This window comes from Saccharomonospora saliphila YIM 90502, assembly GCF_000383795.1.
In the GTDB taxonomy this organism is placed as follows: Bacteria; Actinomycetota; Actinomycetes; order Mycobacteriales; family Pseudonocardiaceae; genus Saccharomonospora; species Saccharomonospora saliphila.
Genome location: NZ_KB912679.1, coordinates 4,435 through 8,630 on the forward strand (window position 1 = coordinate 4,435; position 4,196 = coordinate 8,630).

Sequence of the window (4,196 nt, forward strand, 5' to 3'; positions counted from 1 at the left end):
CTCCACCCTGCTCCCCCGCGCGGCGGGGCGACCGGACCGGGCCGGGCGGCGCGACCGAGCCGGGCGGCGCGACCGGATGAGCACGCGGTCGTGGAGAACCGACACGACGACCTCCTCGAACTCGATCCCGAACTCGAGCACGCGTTCTATTCGAACGCCAGTGCGAATATGTACCAGGAACCTGTGCGAGAATCGAGGAGGTCACGGCGTGTCGCTCGAACAAACGTTTGAAAATGCGCTCGATGACCGATAGTGTCGAGAATGGACATGGAGCACCGGGCACGGCGAGCGAGTCGCGCTCTCGACTGGGAGGCAGAACGCGGTGGCACGCAACACGAAGGACAGCGACGCGGTCGGCGACCTCACGCCCGTCGTCGACGCTCCGGACGAGGGGATCACACCGCGTCAGCAGAAGGTTCTCGACGTCATCCGGGACTGGGTGGACCGGTACGGGTACCCGCCGAGTGTGCGCGAGATCGGCAAAGCCGTGGGTCTGACCTCGACCTCCTCGGTCTCGCACCAGCTGAGGGCCTTGCAGCGGAAAGGGTATCTGCGCCGCGACGCGAACCGTCCGCGCGCCGTCGGCGTACTGGCCTCCGACGTGGAACGGGGCGAGACCGAGGGTTCGCTCCCGGAACCCGCGCTTGTCCCTCTCGTCGGACGGATCGCCGCCGGTGGCCCGGTCCTGGCCGAAGAGGCTATCGAGGACGTGTACCCGCTGCCGAAGGACATCGTCGGCGAGGGCAAGGTCTTCCTGCTCAGCGTCACCGGTGACTCGATGGTGGACGCCGCCATCACCGACGGCGACTGGGTGGTGGTGCGGCAGCAACCGGACGCCGAGAACGGCGACATCGTGGCCGCGATGATCGAGGGCGAGGCCACGGTCAAGACGTTCAAGCGTAAGGACGGGCACGTCTGGCTCCTGCCGCACAACGAAGCCTACGAGCCCATTCCCGGCGACGAGGCGACCGTGCTGGGCAAGGTCGTGGCCGTCCTGCGCAGGCTCTGACGGCCCGGTATCCCGGTCCGACGGTGACCGCTCCTCCGTGCCGGTGTCAGCGGCGGCGCAGGCGGCCCGCGCCGATCACGAGCACGGCGGCGAGCGCGACCGCGACCGCGATGCCGGGCAGAGTGTCGAGTCCGGCCCCGGAGTCCCCGGAGCCCTCCCCGTCTCCCGCCGTGTCCTCCGCCGCGTCGGCCGGTGCCTGGGGCGCGGTCTCCGCTCCGTCCGCTGCCCCGGGTCCATCGACCACGTCCACGGCTCCCGCGACCGACCGCAGGGGACTCCCGACGCCCTCACTCACCGACAACAGCGCACCGTCCGGGGCGAACGCGACGGCCTCTCCCTGGTCCTCGCCGGGCAACGCGATCCGCGCGGGACGCCGGTCGAGCGCGGCGACGACGTCCCCGTCGGGAACCGGGTAGAGGTAGGCGTCGGTGTAGGTGCGCACGGCCAGCACGGACCCGTCGGCCGACAGCGCCGCACCCGTCACGGCCAGGGACCCGATGCTGCCCAGCGGGCCGCCGGGGGTGTCCGTGGCGGTGTAGGACAGTCCGCCCACCCGCTCAAGGGGGGTCGGCCCCGGGCTCGTGAGCTCGCCGGTCGGCCGGTAGACGCCCGCATCGCCCAGGACGTCCTTGGTGATCACATACGGCACGCCGGACCCGTCCACGATCAGCGCTTCGGCGTCGTGCGGACCATCCGGATAGGTGAGGCGGTACAGCGTGGCCTCTCCGCCGGGGGTCACCGCGTGCAGCGCCACGGTCTCGCGCCGGGACCGGTTGTCCCCGGTGTCCCCGAGCCACACCGTGCCGTCCGGGCCGACGGCGAGCGCCTCGACGTCGTAGGGGTCCGTGGGGTGCCGGAGCACCTCGCGCACCTGACAGTCCTCGCCGAGCGCGAACACCTCCACCCGGGTTCCCCCGTCGTTGACCACATACCGCGTGGCACCGTCCACCGCCAGTCCGGACACCTCGTCGAGCCGGTCGTCGTCGAGCGTGCACAGCACCTCAGGCTCCGCGCCGACGGCCGGCGGCTGCCGGGGCGCACCCACCGGGGCGGCCCCCTTCAGAGACGCGTCCGCCGGGGACACGGCATCGGCCGCGGGCACGGCGGACAACGAGGCCGTGACCAGTGGCACCGTGGCAAGCGACACCGCGCGGGCGACGGTCGAGCGCCGGGGAGTGAGCACCGGGCCACGGTACCGCCCGCCGCGCGTTTGACGCGCCCACTCGGCGCACCAGGCCTGCGACGAGCGCCAGGATCACACCCCGGAGGCGTGTGTGGCGTAGCGATCCAGCGCCGAGGCGAGATCCGGACGGACCCGGGCCCGCAGACGAGTGCCCTCGGGCACGTGCTCCTCCGCCAGTACCTCGCCGTCGGCATGGGCACGGGCCACGAGCTCGCCCCGGGTGTAGGGCACCAGTGCCTCCACCACGATCTCGGGGCGCGGGAGCCGGTCGGCGATCGCCTCGACCAGCGCGTCGATGCCCTGCCCGCTCTGCGCGGAGACGAACAGCGCGTCGGGCGCGAGATTGCGCAGCCGGGCCAACGCCACCTCGTCGGCGGTGTCGATCTTGTTGATCACGACGAGCTCCGGCGGAAGGGTCTCCGACCGTTTCTCGGCGATCTCGGCCAGCACGTCCCGCACCGCCGTGATCTGATCCTCGGGAGCGGCGACCGAACCGTCCACGACGTGCAGCAGCAGGTCGGCGTCGGCGGCCTCGTCCAAGGTCGAACGGAATGCGTCCACGAGCTGGTGCGGCAGGTGCCGCACGAACCCGACGGTGTCGGTCAGGGTGTAGGCCCGGCCGTCGGGAGTCGCCGAACGCCGTGTCGTGGGGTCGAGCGTCGCGAACAGCGCGTCCTCGACCAGCACACCGGCACCGGTGATCGCGTTGAGCACGCTCGACTTGCCCGCGTTGGTGTAGCCGACCAGCGCCACGCTGGGCACCTCGTTGGCCACCCTGCGCCCACGTTTGGTGGCCCGGATGGTGTCCATGGCCGAGATCTCGGACCGCAACTTCGCGACCCGCTTGTTGATCCGCCTGCGGTCGGTCTCCAGCTTCGTCTCACCGGGACCGCGCAGACCGACACCGCCGTTGCCACCGCCCGCGCGGCCACCGGCCTGCCGGGCGAGGTTCTGCCCCCAGCCCCGCAGCCTCGGGATCAAATAGTGCAGCTGCGCGAGCTCGACCTGGGCCTTGCCCTCCTTCGAGCGCGCGTGCTGGGCGAAGATGTCGAGGATCAGGGCGGTCCGGTCGATCACCTTGATCTTGATCTTCTCCTCGAGCTGGCGCAACTGGCTCGGGGAGAGCTCGCCGTCGCAGACCACGGTGTCGGCGCCGGTGGCGACGACGATGTCGGCCAGTTCCCGGACCTTCCCTGAGCCGATGTAGGTGGCCGGATCGGGCTTCGACCGCCGCTGGATCAGCCCTTCGAGGACCTCGGAACCCGCCGTCTCGGCCAGACGGGCCAGCTCGGCCAGGGACTCCTCGGACTGCGCCGCCGTGCCCTCGGTCCACACGCCGACGAGCACCACGCGTTCCAGCCGCAGTCGCCGGTACTCGACCTCGGTGACGTCGGTCAGTTCGGTGGACAGGCCCGCGACCCTGCGCAGCGAGGCGCGTTCGGCGAGTTCGAGCTCCCCCGGTGAGAGTTCGCGGTCGTCGAACTCCGCCTCGACGGGGCCGTTGCGTGTCGGTTCTGTCATCGTCTCCCTATCGTCCCACGGTTCGCGGGAAAGAACGAACGATTTACCCGCTCGGATCATCGCCACGGGCACCACCGTGCGCTCCAGGTCCGGCTCCGGTGGTCGCGGTGCCCTTCGGGCGGTCCCCCATCCTCCGCCGGTGCGCGGCCCGGTCGCGCGACACGAGCAGATCGCGCGCGCCCGGGCTCACCGGCACCGGCGCGGCGTGTCCTGTCTTCGCACCGGCGCACCAGGCGAGGGCTCGCGTTCCCGGCATGGATGATGTCCTCGTTCGCCCGCGCGCTTTCCCGGTCAACCCGGACCGGCGCGGCCGTATTCCCGAGACCGGTCACGTCGGCCCGGCTGTCACGCCAGGGTCAGGCCACGCCGTCCCACCAGGACGAGTCGAGCTGGCCCCGGGCGACGAACGCGGCCGGGCCGGTCAGCGTCGCGCCGTCCCGCTCGATGCCCACGCGCACCGTGCCGCCCGGGATCTCCACGGCG

At 71.7% G+C, this 4,196-nt stretch carries 3 protein-coding genes; 1 reads left to right on the top strand and 2 read right to left on the bottom strand.

Annotation, left to right across the window (positions count from 1 at the left end; all coding sequences use genetic code 11):
* Positions 1-322 precede the first annotated feature (322 nt).
* Positions 323-1,009 (top strand): transcriptional repressor LexA, encoded by a 687-nt coding sequence (lexA, locus tag SACSA_RS0113405; RefSeq protein WP_019816429.1) that lies wholly within the window; start codon positions 323-325, stop codon positions 1,007-1,009.
* A gap of 46 nt (positions 1,010-1,055) precedes the next feature.
* On the opposite strand, the gene SACSA_RS0113410 is transcribed toward lexA, so the two are convergent.
* Positions 1,056-2,192 (bottom strand): hypothetical protein, encoded by a 1,137-nt coding sequence (locus SACSA_RS0113410; RefSeq protein ID WP_019816430.1) that lies wholly within the window; start codon positions 2,190-2,192, stop codon positions 1,056-1,058.
* Between the two features lie 72 nt (positions 2,193-2,264).
* The gene (hflX, locus tag SACSA_RS0113415) at positions 2,265-3,713 is read right to left on the bottom strand and encodes a GTPase HflX (RefSeq protein ID WP_019816431.1); all 1,449 of its coding nucleotides are present in this window, start codon (positions 3,711-3,713) and stop codon (positions 2,265-2,267) included.
* Between the last annotated feature and the right edge of the window lie 483 nt (positions 3,714-4,196).